The sequence below is a fragment of the Serratia sp. BFP-2025 genome, from assembly GCF_050880365.1.
Taxonomy (GTDB): domain Bacteria; phylum Pseudomonadota; class Gammaproteobacteria; order Enterobacterales; family Enterobacteriaceae; genus Serratia; species Serratia surfactantfaciens.
The window spans coordinates 428,084-442,914 of the sequence record NZ_JBPAFV010000001.1 but is presented as its reverse complement, the minus strand read 5'-3'; the positions used below and the strand labels follow the sequence as shown (position 1 = coordinate 442,914).

At 62.5% G+C, this 14,831-nt stretch carries 15 protein-coding genes; 5 read left to right on the top strand and 10 right to left on the bottom strand.

All coding sequences use genetic code 11. The features are described from left to right. Positions 1-8: 8 nt before the first annotated feature. Positions 9-371: a hypothetical protein gene (locus ACRAWE_RS02145; protein WP_019453762.1), complete on the bottom strand. Its 363-nt coding sequence runs from the start codon at positions 369-371 to the stop codon at positions 9-11. A 205-nt stretch (positions 372-576) separates the two neighbouring features. On the opposite strand from ACRAWE_RS02145, the gene flk reads away from it, so the two are divergent. After that, the gene (gene flk, locus ACRAWE_RS02140) at positions 577-1,605 is read left to right on the top strand and encodes a flagella biosynthesis regulator Flk (RefSeq protein WP_432524616.1); all 1,029 of its coding nucleotides are present in this window, start codon (positions 577-579) and stop codon (positions 1,603-1,605) included. A 4-nt stretch (positions 1,606-1,609) separates the two neighbouring features. Here the strand turns inward: flk and ACRAWE_RS02135 are convergent, their stop codons facing one another. Further along, entirely contained in the window at positions 1,610-2,065 is a 456-nt protein-coding gene (locus ACRAWE_RS02135) for a rhodanese-like domain-containing protein (protein WP_019453764.1), read from the bottom strand. A gap of 93 nt (positions 2,066-2,158) precedes the next feature. On the opposite strand from ACRAWE_RS02135, the gene ACRAWE_RS02130 reads away from it, so the two are divergent. Further along, positions 2,159-3,595: a PLP-dependent aminotransferase family protein gene (locus ACRAWE_RS02130; protein WP_432524614.1), complete on the top strand. Its 1,437-nt coding sequence runs from the start codon at positions 2,159-2,161 to the stop codon at positions 3,593-3,595. 26 nt (positions 3,596-3,621) lie between these two features. Here ACRAWE_RS02130 and ACRAWE_RS02125 read toward each other — a convergent pair whose 3' ends face one another. Beyond that, positions 3,622-4,518 carry an endonuclease/exonuclease/phosphatase family protein gene (locus ACRAWE_RS02125; protein ID WP_019453766.1) on the bottom strand — a complete coding sequence of 299 codons (897 nt, stop codon included), beginning with the start codon at positions 4,516-4,518 and terminating at the stop codon, positions 3,622-3,624. Positions 4,519-4,735: 217 nt separating this feature from the next. Here ACRAWE_RS02125 and pepT point away from each other — a divergent pair, with 217 nt between their 5' ends. Then, positions 4,736-5,983, top strand: a complete 1,248-nt coding sequence (gene pepT, locus ACRAWE_RS02120; protein WP_019453767.1) for a peptidase T — start codon at positions 4,736-4,738, stop codon at positions 5,981-5,983. Here the strand turns inward: pepT and ACRAWE_RS02115 are convergent. Next, complete coding sequence (locus ACRAWE_RS02115; RefSeq protein WP_432524611.1) at positions 5,980-7,092, bottom strand: SLC13 family permease; 1,113 nt, start codon at positions 7,090-7,092, stop codon at positions 5,980-5,982. The two genes, pepT and ACRAWE_RS02115, sit on opposite strands and share 4 nt — an antisense overlap. Before the next feature lie 154 nt (positions 7,093-7,246). On the opposite strand from ACRAWE_RS02115, the gene apbE reads away from it, so the two are divergent. Continuing rightward, complete coding sequence (apbE, locus tag ACRAWE_RS02110; RefSeq protein WP_063919796.1) at positions 7,247-8,278, top strand: FAD:protein FMN transferase ApbE; 1,032 nt, start codon at positions 7,247-7,249, stop codon at positions 8,276-8,278. Between the two features lie 62 nt (positions 8,279-8,340). Here the strand turns inward: apbE and ACRAWE_RS02105 are convergent, their stop codons facing one another. Both ACRAWE_RS02105 and fabB read right to left on the bottom strand, forming a co-directional pair. After that, positions 8,341-8,562, bottom strand: a complete 222-nt coding sequence (locus ACRAWE_RS02105; protein WP_004936201.1) for a hypothetical protein — start codon at positions 8,560-8,562, stop codon at positions 8,341-8,343. A 212-nt stretch (positions 8,563-8,774) separates the two neighbouring features. Next, positions 8,775-9,995, bottom strand: a complete 1,221-nt coding sequence (fabB, locus tag ACRAWE_RS02100) for a beta-ketoacyl-ACP synthase I (protein ID WP_016926857.1) — start codon at positions 9,993-9,995, stop codon at positions 8,775-8,777. A gap of 170 nt (positions 9,996-10,165) precedes the next feature. Here fabB and mnmC point away from each other — a divergent pair, with 170 nt between their 5' ends. Continuing rightward, the gene (gene mnmC, locus ACRAWE_RS02095) at positions 10,166-12,187 is read left to right on the top strand and encodes a bifunctional tRNA (5-methylaminomethyl-2-thiouridine)(34)-methyltransferase MnmD/FAD-dependent 5-carboxymethylaminomethyl-2-thiouridine(34) oxidoreductase MnmC (protein ID WP_198636276.1); all 2,022 of its coding nucleotides are present in this window, start codon (positions 10,166-10,168) and stop codon (positions 12,185-12,187) included. Between the two features lie 41 nt (positions 12,188-12,228). On the opposite strand, the gene ACRAWE_RS02090 is transcribed toward mnmC, so the two are convergent. The 4 genes from ACRAWE_RS02090 to mepA all read right to left on the bottom strand — a co-directional run bounded on the left by ACRAWE_RS02090 (position 12,229) and on the right by mepA (position 14,829). Continuing rightward, positions 12,229-12,510 carry a YfcL family protein gene (locus ACRAWE_RS02090; protein ID WP_432524608.1) on the bottom strand — a complete coding sequence of 94 codons (282 nt, stop codon included), beginning with the start codon at positions 12,508-12,510 and terminating at the stop codon, positions 12,229-12,231. A 32-nt stretch (positions 12,511-12,542) separates the two neighbouring features. Then, positions 12,543-13,100, bottom strand: a complete 558-nt coding sequence (locus ACRAWE_RS02085; protein ID WP_063919797.1) for an elongation factor P hydroxylase — start codon at positions 13,098-13,100, stop codon at positions 12,543-12,545. A 91-nt stretch (positions 13,101-13,191) separates the two neighbouring features. After that, the gene (locus tag ACRAWE_RS02080) at positions 13,192-13,998 is read right to left on the bottom strand and encodes a sulfite exporter TauE/SafE family protein (protein ID WP_019453773.1); all 807 of its coding nucleotides are present in this window, start codon (positions 13,996-13,998) and stop codon (positions 13,192-13,194) included. Positions 13,999-14,001: 3 nt separating this feature from the next. Then, a complete protein-coding gene (gene mepA, locus ACRAWE_RS02075; protein ID WP_025160158.1) occupies positions 14,002-14,829 on the bottom strand; it encodes a penicillin-insensitive murein endopeptidase in 828 nt (275 codons plus the stop codon). Between the last annotated feature and the right edge of the window lie 2 nt (positions 14,830-14,831).

Here is a 14,831-nt window from a genome sequence, read left to right as displayed (position 1 = left end):
CGATTAACTCATTCACGGAAGACGCATAATCGGAGGTGCACCCTGAGGGTGGGCGGTGAAATGGCGCGAGGAGGAGGAATGCGCAGGCGCGCAGCGATGGTCGGTGCCAACAGAACCAGCAGCAAGCCCAATCCGAACAGCACGGCTTCGAACATCACCGGCGGCGCGGCCAGCAATGACTTGGCGCTCAGCTCACAGGGCGTCGGCTGCGCTTCGGCGGCCTCATCGCCGGATTGAACGGCGGTGGCGGCCGGGATCCCCAGCGTTTGCTGCAGCGCATGCAGGCCAGCCATGCGCTGGGTCATGCACGTCAGCACCACCAGACAAGCCAGGCATAAAAACCATTTTGCAATCCGCTGCCGTTTAACCATGCCATCCTCACGTTCAGGTCTGCGGTTATCTTAGCGGCGCAGGCGCGATTAGCAACGTTTTGTCGGTAAAGAAATGTCTGGGCGGCGGTATTGATGGCGGCGATTTACAGGTATCATAGTCAGTAAGCCTGCGCTTTTCGCCGGGTACCATGATGATTCTCTCCTCCAGGCACCCTGCGGGGATACACAGCGAAGGACTGGTGATATGCAACCTTTGAGTGGGCCGGGCGCCCCAATCGCCGGCGAACGCCCTCCCTCCCCGGGCAAAACGGCGGCCACTGACGATCAACCCCTCTCTCCGGCACAGCGCACGACGCTGGAAAAGCTGATCGTGAAAATCATGACGCTCAGCCCGACAAAATCGGCCGAGATCTGGGCCTCGCTGCGCCACGATCTCGGCGCCGACAACGGCGGTGAACTGCTGGCGCGCCATTTTCAACCGGCGGAACAGCTGCTGCAAACGCGCCTGGCACAGGCGCAGCAAAACCATGCCGGGCGCCAGCTGCTGCAACAGCTGGCCGAATTGCTGCCTCAAGGCAACAATCGCCAGGCGGTCAGCGATTTTATTCGTCAACAGTTCGGCCACACGGTGCTGAGCCAATTGAGCCCGCCGCAACTGCAGCAGGTGCTGAATCTGCTGCAGACCGGCGGCCTGAGCATTCCCCAGCCGCAGCAAACCGCCACCAGCGATCGCCCGCTGCTGCCCGCAGAGCATCAAAACCTGCAGCAGCAGGTCACCAAACTCAGCGCCGCCACCGGCGAAGCGCCGGCTAAAATCTGGCAAACACTGTTCGACCTGGCGGGCGTAAAAACCAACGATCCGCTGCCGGCGCGCCACTTCCAGCTATTGAACCAGTTCTTGCAGGTGAAGGTGGCACTCAGCCCTCAGAGCGCGCCGACGCTGAACAACCTGTTGGCGGCGCTCAAACAGCCGGCGGATGAACAAGAGCTGCAGCAGATGAACGACTACTGCCAGGCGCGCTTCAACTGCGGCGCCAATGCGCCGCTGACGCATCCGCAAATGAGCGACGCCATTCATCAGCTGTTTGCCCGCCGTCTGGATAAGGCCGGCCAGGCCCAGCCTATCGTCAGCCACTCTGTCGAGCCGCAGCCGCTGCTCAATCCGCTGATCGCCACCCTGCCTCTGCCGCTGCAAAAAGCGCTCAGCAAGCCCGCCGTGGCGCTGATCCTGCTGCTGCTGGCGCTGGCGGTCGTGCTGGCGTTGGTGTTTTAACGCCTCAGGCGCAGCCGCAATCCACGGCGGCCGCCCTATCACGCAGCGATCCCGGCTGCTCGCCGATGGCCAACGGATGGCCGTCGCGCAGCCAGAAATCCAACCCGCCGATCAGCTCCTTGACCCTGAACCCCAGCTTCGCCAGCTTGTAAGCGCCTTTGGTTGAGCCGTTGCAGCCGATGCCGTCACAGTAGGTCACATACACCTTTTGGCGATCCAGGTGCGCCGTGCCGGCTTGGTCCATCAGGCGATGCGGCAAACTGAACGCGCCGGGGATATGCCCGGCGGCGTACAGCGCCTCCGCGCGGGTGTCGATCACCACTATCCCATCCTCGCCATTGCGCAGATCTTCCGCCACGTCCCAGGCATCCGCATAGCGGCTCAATTTAGCCGCCAGGTAGGCCAGGCTCTCTTCCGGCTCCGCCGGCGGAAAAGCCAGCACCAATGATTCTTTCGACATTCCGCTCACTCCCACGCATCAAGACAGATGACAATAGTGCCCCATTTTGGTCTTATGATTGATACCCATTTATCACCCATGACAAGACCCATTATGCGGCACACGCTGATCACGCTGTTTCAGCAATCGCCCCACGCTGCCGGCACGCTGCGCGATCGCCTGTGCGGCGCATTGCGGCAGGCCATCCATCACGGCGCATTGGGCGTTGGGCAACGGCTGCCTTCCAGCCGGGTGCTGGCGGGCGATCTGAACCTCTCAAGGGTGACCGTCGAAGCCGCCTACGGCCAGCTGGAGGCAGAGGGATACTTGCAGCGCCGCGTCGGCCAGGGAACGTTCGTGGCGATCCGCATCGCCAAATCGCCGACGACGACGGCGCGCGGCACCGGCATGCCGCGCCTTTCGCGGCGCGGCCAACAGATCGTGCAAACCGGCGGTTGCCGCGATCCGCAACATCCCCAGGCCTTCGCTGCCGGCTCGCCGGACCTGCGTGCGTTTCCGCTCGCCTTGTGGAAGCAACTGACCGCTCAGCGCCTGCGTCTTCAGGGAGAAAGCCTGCTGCGCTACGGCGATCCGCAGGGCTATTTGCCGCTGCGCGAAGCGATCGCCGCCCACGTTAACCAAACGCGCGGCGTAGTCTGCGATGCACGGCAGGTTATCGTGCTGACCAGTTCACAGCAGGCGCTGCAGCTGATCGCCACGTTGTTGCTGGACGGCGGCGACAGCGTCTGGATGGAAGAGCCGGGCTACGCCGGAGCAAGAAACGCCTTTATCAGCGCCGGCGCGGCCCTGACGCCGGTCGCGGTGGACAGCGACGGTCTGCGGGCTGAGCCGCCCTTGCCCGATCCGCGTTTGATTTACCTGACGCCCTCGCACCAATACCCGACCGGCGCGGCACTCAGCCTGGCGCGTCGGTTGGCGTTGCTGGCGCTGGCCGAACGGCAACAGTCCTGGATCATCGAGGACGATTACGACAGCGAGTTTCACTATGACGGCCTGCCGATACCGGCGATGCAGGGCCTGGATCGCTGCGGCCGGGTGCTGTATCTCGGCACCTTCTCCAAGTCGCTGTTCCCTTCCCTGCGGCTGGCGTATCTGATCGTCCCGCCTGCGCTGGTCGCCCCCTTCGTCACCGCGCGCACGGTCTATGACGGCCACAGCGCGCAGCTGATGCAGGCGGTTACCGCCGAGTTCATCCGCCAGGGGCACTTCGCCGCGCATATCCGCTACATGCGCCAGCTCTACCGCAGCCGGCGCGATGTGTTGCTGGCGGAAATGCGCGAAAAACTGAGCCACTTCGCCACGCCCATTCCCGCCGCCGGCGGCCTGCAGCTCAGCGTTTGGCTGCCACCCGGCCAAGAGGCGGCGCTCAGCCGGCAGGCGCGACGGCTCGGCATTCTCACGCCCGGGCTTTCGGCGCAGTACCAAACGACGCAGGCGCAGCGCGACGGGTGGCTACTGGGCTTTTCGGCTCTCACGCCGGGCGAGATCCGCAGCGCCGTCGAGCGGCTGGCGCGGATCGCCGTGGATTAGCCAGGCCCGACGGGGAGCCGGCCGGCTTATTGCTCGGTCAGGCGCATCTCCGCCACCAGCGGCAGGTGGTCGCTCACCGCCGGCCAGTGAATGCCATTCCAATCGCCGCTGGCGTTCGGCACCGTCAGGCTGTCCAGATGCCAGCGCTGCGCATTGCCGCTAAAGATGTAATCCACCTTGATTTCGGCGTTTTCCGCCGGCCAGCTGCGGCCATCCTGCCCGTTAGGCATGATGTCGTTCCAATAGCGGCTCAGCTCCAGCCAGGTCACGCTGCCCGGCACGTCGTTCATGTCGCCGAACAGCAGCTTGATGCCGCGCACTTCGATAGTGCGATCGTTCAGCTCCCGCACCTGATCCAGGCGCATCGTCGGATCTTCCTTGGTATCGAGGTGGGTGTTGAACAGGGTGATCGGCGCCGGGAATTCCGGCACGTCGACCTTGGCACTGAAGGCGATGCGCTGTTCGCGCTGGCCGGACGGCAACGGATAGATCACGGCGTCGTGCAGCGGATACTTCGACAGAAACGCCAGGCCATATTCACCGCCGTCGAAATCGATCGCCCGGCCGAACACCGCCTGCATGCCGGTCAGCTTCGCCAATTCCGCCGCCTGATCGACACGGCCGCTGCGGACGGTGAGTTTATCCACCTCTTGCAGCGCCACCACGTCGACGTTCATCGCGCGAATCGCCTTGGCGATGGCGGTCATGTCGCTGACCTTGCCGGCGGCGATGTTGAAGCTGGCGACGCGGATCTTCGGCGCCTGCTCCAGTTCGTAAGTTTTGTTTTTCAGGCCGCCCAACGCGCTGGCCACTTCGCGGCTGTTGGCGTTGCTGTTGGCGTGCCCGGTATCGGCGGACGACCAGGCGCTGTGAGAGATGCCCAGGGACAGTAAGGTGATGAGCAAAGCGTGACCGGTGTGCATGAATTCTCCTTGAGGGACAGATAAGTGTTATGCGGGCGCTTCCCGGCCCACAGCTAACACCGATTTTGCCGCAGAAACCTGCGACTATTTCCTAGTTGCACCGCTATTTTTCGTTTCTGCGCGATGCTTCGCATTCTGACGGTTTACGCATTGCACCGTTGGACAAACGGCTGATTTCGTTTTAAAACCGGTAGATTGCCAACCGCGAGGAGTCCCGATGACCAGCCCGATTGCCGAACAGCTCACCGAACGTTTCTTCCGCTACCTGGCGGTGACCAGCCAAAGCGATGCCGCCGCAACCGCCCTGCCCAGCACGCCGGGGCAGCATGAGATGGCGCAACTGCTGGCGGACGAGCTGCGCCGGCTCGGCCTGGCCGACGTGCAGATCGACGAGCACGCCACCGTGACCGCCCGCAAGCCCGGCACCCAACCCGGCGCGCCGCGCATCGGCTTCATCACCCATATCGACACCGTGGACGTCGGCCTGTCACCGGAGATTCGCCCGCAGCGCCTGCGCTTCACCGGCGAAGATTTATGCCTGAACGCCGAGCAAGACATCTGGCTGCGCACCGCCGAGCATCCGGAGATCCTGCCCTACCGGAACGAAGAGATCCTGTTCAGCGACGGCACCAGCGTGCTGGGCGCCGACAATAAGGCGGCGGTCACCGTGGTGATGACGCTGCTGGCCAACCTGACCGCCGCCGATCGCCACGGCGACATCGTGGTGGCGTTCGTGCCGGACGAAGAGATCGGCCTGCGCGGCGCCAAGGCGCTGGATCTGCAGCGTTTCGCCGTCGATTTCGCCTATACCATCGACTGCTGCGAACTGGGTGAAGTGGTGTACGAAAACTTCAACGCGGCGGCGGCGGAGATCCGCATCGAGGGGGTAACCGCGCACCCGATGTCGGCGAAAAACGTATTGATCAACCCGATACGCATCGCCAACGACATCATCAACCGATTTGACGTGCACGACACCCCGGAACACACCGAAGGGCGCGAGGGTTATTTCTGGTTCACGGATCTGGCCGCCAACGCCAATCAGGCGACGCTGAAGGTGTCGATTCGCGACTTCGATCGGGCGGCGTTCGAGGCGCGTAAAGCCCGCCTTGAGGAAACGGTGCGTCAGGTGGCGGCCAACTATCCGCGCGCCAATGTCAGCTGCCGCGTCAGCGACATCTACAGCAACATCAGCAACGCCATCGGCGAAGACCGGCGCGCGATCGATCTGATCTTCGGCGCCCTCGCCGCCCACGGCATCCCGCCGAAGGTGATCCCGATGCGCGGCGGCACCGACGGTGCGGCGCTCTCGAGCCGCGGCATCCTGACGCCCAATTATTTCACCGGCGCGCACAACTTCCATTCGCGCTTCGAGTTTTTACCCGTCAGCGCCTTCGTGAAATCCTATCAGGTGACCCGCAGCATTTGCCTGCTGGCCGCGCGGCAGAGCGGCAATCAGGGTTAGCTTAACAGCCAACCGATCAGGGCGGCCCACGCCAGCAGCGGCAGCGAGTAGTAGTGGAAACGCAGCCAAATCTTGCGCTCCCCCGCCATTCGCAGCGCAATCAGGTTGGCGAGCGATCCAATCGCCAACCCGAAACCGCCGGCGTTGACCGCATAGGCCAACTGCGCGCTGGAAGGCACGTAGTTGAGCAGCAAGATTGTAGCCGGCACGTTGCTGACGATCTGCGACAGCCCGACGCCCAGCGCATATACCCCGCCGTCGTTCAGCCCGGCGATGGCGGCGAACGCCGGTTGAAGCGGCGGCAAGCGGGTGAACAGGCCGACATCGATGAACATGGCGGCGAACACGAAAATCAGGCTCCAGTCGATCTGCAGCAGCACCCGGCGCGCCAGCAGCAAAAAGCCGGCGAATACCGCCAGCAGCCCATACAGCGGCAGACCGATATCGAGGCACAGCAGAAAGATCGCATACAACGCCACGCAGCTCAGCAACAGCGGCCGTTGATAGGGATAACCCTCGGTATTCGGCGTTTTCACGATCTCGCGCGCCGGGAAGCTGAACCAGGTCAGGGCCAGCAGGCTCAGCATCATCGCAGCGCCAAACGGCGCCATCTGGCCGATGAAACCGAGGAAAGAGAGGCCGGAGCGGCTCCACAGCAGGATATTTTGCGGGTTGCCGATCGGCGTCAGCAACGAGCCGGCGTTCACCGCCAGCGCCTGGAAGATGATCAAACGCCCAATCGGCAGCGCCGACAGCTTCTTCAGCGTGATGGTGAGCGGAATGACGATAAACAGCGCCACATCGTTGGTTAGAAATGACGACAGCAGCGCGGCGGAAAACACCAGGAACAGCGCCAGCCGCCGTTCGCTGTGCAAGCGGTTGATGATCTTGCGGCCGACGAAGTCGAAATAGCCGCTGACCTCAACGCCCTTGGTCAGCAACATCAGCCCCAACAGGGTGATGATAGTGCGGCCGTCGATAAAATCGCTCAGCGCCGACAGCGGCTGCGGATGAAAGGCGAACATCGCTGCGCCGGCCAGCAGCAACGCATGCAGGAAACGGTCTTTGACAAAGGGATGGATAAGCCGGGAAATGGCGGTTGAACTCATGGCGGCAGCTTGAAACCTCAGCGAAAAGCATGGGCAAGACGTTAGCTCAGGCGCGGCCTCAGCGCCAGTAAAATGCTATTTTAACTTTATCCGCTTTCCATTTGCCGCGCTTTACTTTATTTGTAGCGGCTTTCCCGTTTTCAAAGGACATGTTATGGCTTCCCTGTTCGCCAAAGGGGCGCTGCTGAGCGCCTTATGCGCCCTGCTCGCCGCCTGCGACGATGCCTCCACCCGCCCGCAAATCGATATCGACGGCAAGACCATGGGCACCTTCTACAGCGTAAAAGTCAGCGGTGACGTCGCGATCGGCAAGCAAGAACTGCAGCGGCAGATAGACAAAGTGCTCGAGCAGGCCAACGACGATATCTCCACCTACCGCGCCGACTCGGTGCTGTCGCGGTTTAACCACAGCGCCAGCCTCGAGCCGCAGCCGATCCCGCGCGGCATGGCGGACATCGTGTTGATGGCCCAGCGCATCGGCCGCGATACCGGCGGCGCCATGGACATCACCGTCGGCCCTTTGGTGAATCTGTGGGGATTCGGTCCCGACAAACATCCGGTCAAGGTGCCGGAACAGGCGCAAATCGACGCGGCGAAGCAGCGCATCGGCCTGCAGCACCTGAAACTGATAAGCGACAATCGTGGAGAGTGGCTGCAGAAAGATCTGCCGGACATGTATGTCGATCTTTCGACCCTGGGCGAAGGCTATGGCGCCGATGAACTGGTGCGCCTGATGAACCGTAACGGCATTACCAACTACCTGGTGTCGGTGGGCGGAGCGGTCTCTTCACGCGGCGTCAACGGCCAGGGAAAACCCTGGCGGGTGGCGATCCAGAAGCCGACCGACCGTGAAAATGCGGTGCAGGCGCTGGTGGATCTGCACGGTTACGGCATCAGCACCGCCGGCAGCTACCGCAACTACTTCGAACAAAACGGCCAGCGCTACTCCCATGTCATCGATCCGAGCACCGGCAGGCCGATCAACCATCGACTGGTTTCCGCCACGGTCATAGCGCCGACCGCGCTCGAGGCCGACGGCTGGGATACCGGCCTGATGGTGCTGGGCACGGAGAAAGCCTTGAAGCTCGCAGAGGAGAAAGGGCTGGCGGTCTACCTGATCAGTAAAACCGACGACGGTTTCAGCGCCGTGATGACGCCGCAATTCAAGGCGTTTTTGGTGCAGTAAGATAAAAAAGCCCGGCGCGCAATGGCCGGGCTTGTTGCATGCGCTCGCAGGCGCCGCACCGATTACTTGGTCAGCGCGATGATGCCGAGGGTCAGACCGGCAACCGCCGCCGCACCGCCGGCGATCGCGCCTGCGGTTTCCCAGTTATCCTGAGTGGTGCCTTTCATACAGGTGTTGGTGTGCACCAGACGCCCCTGGTCATCGTAGACCGGAACGCAGGGAGAATCGGTGGCGCATCCGGCCAACACGGCCGACAGTAACCCAACCGCAATTAACTTTTTCATACTTCTTGCCTCAATGTTCGATCACTTTAAAAAGCCACACCGAGCGATTATCACGCTACCCGGCTATTGTATGCCCAACGCATGTAATGGCGAGGTAATGATGTGTCAGGGGATGTGATTTGGGAAAACTCCGAGCGCCCGGCGGGCGGGCTTCGGGCAGTAAAAAGCCCGCGAAAACGCGGGCTTGATGGCGAGATGGCGCTCAGGCGGGATTATTTCGCCAGTTTGCGCATCACCAGGGTGGCGTTGGTGCCGCCGAAGCCGAAGCTGTTGGACATCACGGTGGTCAGCTCGCGCTGGGTCGGCTGAGTCACGATGTTCATGCCGGCCGCCTGCTCATCCAGAGTTTCGATGTTGATGCTCGGCGCGATAAAGCCGTGCTCCAGCATCAGCAGGCTGTAGATCGCTTCCTGCACGCCTGCGGCGCCCAGCGAGTGACCGGTCATCGCCTTGGTGGAGGAGATAGCCGGAGTATTGTCGCCGAACACTTCGCGAATCGCGCCCAGCTCTTTCACGTCGCCTACCGGTGTGGAAGTGCCGTGCACGTTGATGTAGTCGATCGGCGCATCCAGATCCTGCATCGCCATCTTCATGCAGCGCACCGCGCCTTCGCCCGATGGCGCAACCATGTCGGCGCCATCAGACGTTGCGCCGTAGCCAACGATTTCTGCGTAGATGTGCGCGCCGCGCGCCAGCGCGTGCTCCAATTCTTCAACCACCACCATGCCGCCACCGCCGGCGATGACGAAACCGTCACGATCGGCGTCGTAGGTACGGGAGGCTTTTTCCGGCGTGTCGTTGTACTTGGTGGACAGCGCACCCATCGCGTCGAACTCGCAGGCCATTTCCCAGCACAGCTCTTCGCCGCCGCCGGCAAACACGATGTCCTGTTTGCCCAGCTGAATTTGCTCAACCGCGTTGCCGATGCAGTGTGCGGAGGTCGCGCAAGCGGAGCTGATGGAGTAGTTCACGCCGTGGATTTTGAACGGCGTCGCCAGGCAGGCGGAAACGCCGGAAGCCATGGCTTTGGTCACCACGTAAGGGCCAACCGCTTTCAGGCCGCGCGGGCTGCGCATCGCATCGGCGCCGAACACCTGGAAGCGCGGAGAACCGCCGCCGGAACCGGCGATCAGGCCCACGCGCGGGTTGTTTTGATACTCTTCTTCCTTCAGACCGGAAGAAGCGATCGCTTCTTGCATCGCCAGGAAGGCATAGATGGAAGCGTCGCTCATGAAACGCACCGCCTTGCGGTCGATCAGGCCGGTCGTGTCGAGCTTAACTTGCCCCCATACGTGACTACGCATGCCGGAATCTTTCAGCTCCTGGGAGAAAGTGATCCCAGAACGTCCTTCCTGCAGGCTTGCCAGGACCTCCTGCTGGTTATTACCAATGCTGGAGACAACTCCCAGGCCAGTAATCACTGCACGTTTCATTCAATACCTCTTCCACTATTTACCTACGGGATTTTGCATCGCACTTTAGCGTACAGATGTAAGCCGAACAAGTCCGATCAGCGTTTTTCAGCTTTATTGTTGTCCAGTTTGCGCCGGGGCGCCAGCGCCGTTAGAATTCGCGGCATCCCTTGAATTTCGAGCCATTGACCGTGAACCACGCCCCCATCCAAACCGCAACGCTAACCTGGAACGAACAGGGTACACCTGTTTCGAAACAGTTTGATGACGTCTATTTTTCCAATCAGGATGGGCTGGAAGAAACCCGCTACGTCTTCCTGCACGGCAACCGGCTGCCGCAACGTTTCGCCACCCACCCGCGTTCGCTGTTGGTGGTGGCGGAAACCGGGTTCGGCACCGGGCTGAATTTCCTCACGCTGTGGCAGGCCTTCGCCGGCTTCCGTCAGGCCGAGCCGCACGCCGCGCTGCAGCGCCTGCACTTTATCAGCTTCGAAAAATTCCCCCTGCAGCAGGCTGACCTGGCGGCAGCGCATGCGCGCTGGCCGGAGCTGGCGCCTTATGCCGATGAACTGCGCGCCCAATGGCCGCTGCCGCTGCCGGGTTGCCATCGCCTGCTGTTGGCCGAAGGCCGCATTACGCTCGATCTGTGGTTCGGCGACGTCAACGAACTGTTGCCGCAGTTCGACGCCAGCATGAATAACCAGGTCGATGCCTGGTTCCTCGACGGCTTCGCGCCGGCAAAAAATCCCGACATGTGGACCGAGCAACTGTTCGCCGCCATGGCGCGCTTCGCTCGACCGGAAGGCAGCTTTGCCACCTTTACCGCCGCCGGCTTCGTGCGCCGCGGGTTGCAACAGGCCGGTTTTCAGGTCAACCGCTGCAAAGGCTTCGGCCAAAAGCGTGAGATGCTCGCCGGTTGCCTGCCCGCCGACGCGCAGCCCGCTCCCCACCCGGCCCCCTGGTATCGGCGGCCGGCGGCGGACAACACCGCCGATATCGCCCTGATCGGCGGCGGCGTCGCCAGCGCGCTCACCGCGCTGGCCCTGCTGCGGCGCGGCGCCAGCGTCACGCTGTACTGCGCCGACGAGCAGGCGGCCGAGGGCGCATCCGGCAACCGCCAGGGGGCGATTTATCCCCTGCTGAACGGCAGCGGCGACGCGCTGGAGAGCTTCTTCAGCGCCGCGTTTCCCTTCGCACGCCGCCAATACGACGCCCTGCTGCAACAAGGCGTCGCCTTTGATCACCAATGGTGCGGCGTCAGCCAGTTGGCCTATGACGAAAAGAGCGGCGCCAAGATCGCCAATATGCTGAAAACCGACTGGCCACCGGCGCTGGCGATGGCGGCCGACCGCGAGACGCTCAGCGAACTGTGCGGCGTCGATACCGGCTTTGGCGGCATCACCTACCCGCAAGGCGGCTGGCTCTGCCCGGCCGAGCTGACGCGCGGCGCTATCGCGCTGGCGCAGCGTCAGGGCCTGATCTGCCGCTGCCGGCACGATGCGCAGGCGCTGACGCGTGAAGAAAACGGCTGGCGTATCAACTTCACCAACGGTGACAGCCATCGTCATGCCACGGTGATCCTGGCCAACGGGCACCGGTTAGCCGAGCTGGCGCCGACAGAGGCTCTGCCGCTGTACTCGGTGCGCGGGCAGGTATCGCATATCCCGACCTCACAGGCGCTCGGCCAACTGAAACAGGTATTGTGCTATGACGGCTATCTGACGCCGGTCAACGTCAACAACGGCCAGCACTGCATCGGCGCCAGCTACCAACGCGGCGACACCGCCACCGACTACCGCGAGCAGGAGCAGCAGGATAACCGCGAACGCCTGCTGCGCTGCCTGCCGGAACAGGCCTGGCCGCAGCAGGTTGACGTCAGCGCGCATCAGGCACGTTGCGGCGTGCGCAGCGCCACTCGCGATCATCTGCCGATGGTCGGCGCACTGCCGGACTATCAGGCTACGCTAATGCAGTATCAGGATTTGCAGCGGCAGAACCAGCGCGGTGAAACCGTCGCCGATGCGCCGGTTTATCCCGGCCTGTTCGCTATCGGCGGATTAGGCTCGCGCGGCTTGTGCTCGGCGCCGCTGGCGGCGGAAATTCTGGCGGCGCAGCTGTTCGGTGAGCCGTTGCCGGGCGATGCGCAGTTGCTGGCGGCGTTGAATCCGAATCGGATGTGGGTGCGGAAACTGCTGAAAGGACGTGCGGTTTAATCAATCCTAAGGGGCGCGGCAATCGCGCCCCGGCATGACGGTCAAGCGGCGGGCGTTGCCGCCTGATAGAGGTTTTCCCACATGCCACGCACCAGGACCTGATCCGGCGGCGAGAGCTCCCCGGCGGCAATCGCCTTGTGCAGGCTCTCTTCTACTCGCGCTTTCAACGCTTCGGCGGTGTGCTCGCCCTGCTCTTCCGCTTCGGCCACCGCCAGCGTCAGATGACCGCGCAGGTAGCCACCGGCAAACAGTTCATCATCGCTGGCGTGCTCTACCATGTCATCAATCAGCGCCAAAATGCGCGCTTCAAATTCTGCGATCATCAAATTTCCTCATTAAATAACGGGCTGTGGCGTCAGTTGAGATCTTCCGGATACGGAAAATGCTCGGCCGCCAACGGTGGCGTATTGTAGAACGATTGCAACGCCTGAATAAAGCGCGCAGGCCGTGTGGGTATTCCCTGCTCCAGCAGCGTCAATACCCGGGCGCGCACCTTGCGCTGGAACGCGATGCGGTCCGGCTCGCAGTCGCCGTTCAGGTTGTCGCAACTGACGTTGAACGGGAAACCGGCCGCCATGCAGAACATCCATTCCAACGCCTGCGGTTTGATCTCCACCGCTTCGAATTCACTCTGGGTTTGCGCGTCGCGCCCGTCCGGGCAATACCAGTAACCGAAGTCCACCAATTGGCGGCGCGCTTCGCCGGCGATGCACCAGTGCGAGATTTCGTGCAGGCCGCTGGCGTAAAAGCCGTGGGCGAAAACGATGCGGTGATACGGCAGTTCATCGTCAGCCGGCAGGTAGATAGGCTCGTCGTCGCCCTTCACCAGGCGAGTGTTGTAATCATCGCTGAAACACCGATTGAAGATCTCGATCAGCTGTTCATAGTGATGACGGGTCTGCGTGTCTGACATAAAAAACTCTATAACCACAAAAATAAAGAGGCCATTATACCCGATAACCGGCGGGGGGATATGGGCGCATAACAGACGCCCATTTTCATCGTCAACCGTGCGTGAAGGCAGTCAACCACTGCTGAATCTCCGCGCCGTGGTTGTCGTACAGCAGCTTGAGGCTCATCACCAGCGAGACGATCACGATCATCGGCCGAATCAGTTTCTGCCCGCGGGTCAGCACCATGTGCGCGCCCAAACGCGCCCCCAGCACCTGCCCCACCAGCATCACCAAACCGATGCTCCACACCACCTTACCGCCGATGATGAACAGCGTCAGCCCGCCGACGTTGGAGGTGAAGTTCAACACCTTGGCGTGCGCCGTAGACTTGGCGAGGTTAAAGCCGCACAGCGTCACATAGGCCAGCGCGTAGAACGATCCGGCGCCGGGGCCGAAAAAGCCATCGTAGAATCCGACGCAACCGCCGGCCACCAGCCCGAACGGCAAGGCGCCGAGGCGGCGTTGACGATCTTCCTCACCCAATCGTGGCATCAGCAGGAAATAGAGACCGATGCCGATCACCAGCAGCGGCAGCATCTGCCGCAGCAGATCGGCGCGCATATGCTGCACCAGAATGGCGCCGACGATCGAACCGATCAGCGTCAGAAATATCGTCAGCTTCTGGTCATTGAGGTTCACCGCACGCCGGCGAATAAAGTACAGGCTGGCGGAGAAAGAACCGCCGACCGACTGCAGTTTATTGGTCGCCAGCGCCTGCGCCGGAGGAACCCCCACCGCCAGCAAGGCCGGCACCGTCAGCAACCCGCCGCCGCCGGCGATGGAGTCGATAAACCCCGCCAGCAGCGCTACCGCAAACAACACCCCGAGCATCTCGGGGCCGATGACGAACCAGTCCATGTGTTATTCCGCTGAGAAATGGTGATCCAGCAATGCCTGACAGGTCGGCGGTAACGGCGGCGGCACGGATTTGCCCGGCTTCGCGTTCGGCTGATGCGGCACGAACCAGCTCGCCAGTTCAGCACCGCAGCCGTCGCCCGGTGGCGGCGTATCCTGCTCCTGGCACTCCAGGCTGCCGGCCGGACAACGCAGGCGCACATGCATGTGCGCGCGATGGCCGAACCACGGCCGCACCTTGTGCAGCCAGGCGCGATCGGCACCGGCATCCAGGCACAGACGCTGCTTGATCGCCGGGTTGACGAAGATGCGCGTCACCTCCGCATCCTGCGCCGCCAGCTTGATCAACGACTCAATCTGCGGCTGCCATTGGCTCGCCACCACCTGCTTGCCATCGCCTGACACCAGGTCGATCGGCTGCGGTTTCAGCAATTGCTGCGCGCTCCAGCGTTGGCGCGGCAGCTGCAGCCAAATGTCGACGTCGAGCCCCGACTGATGGCTGGCATGGCCGCTGCTGAAGCGCCCGCCGGCCGGCATCGCCATATCGCCGATCAGCACTGTACCCAGCGCTTTCTGGTTCGCCTGGCTGCTGAGGCGCTGAATGAACGCCAACAGATCCGGGTGACCGAAATAACGGCGTTGGTCGGTGCGCATCACCTGGTAGTTCGGTGAATTCAGCGGCAGAGGCTGCGCGCCGATGATGCAGCCGTTGGCGAAACCGCCCACCGCCTGCGGCGCGCCGGCCACCGGATGGTCGATTTTCTGCCACGGCGTCAGCGCCATGGCGGAAGCGGAGGCCGTCAGGGCCAGCAGACCCAACATCCAGTTTTTCATGG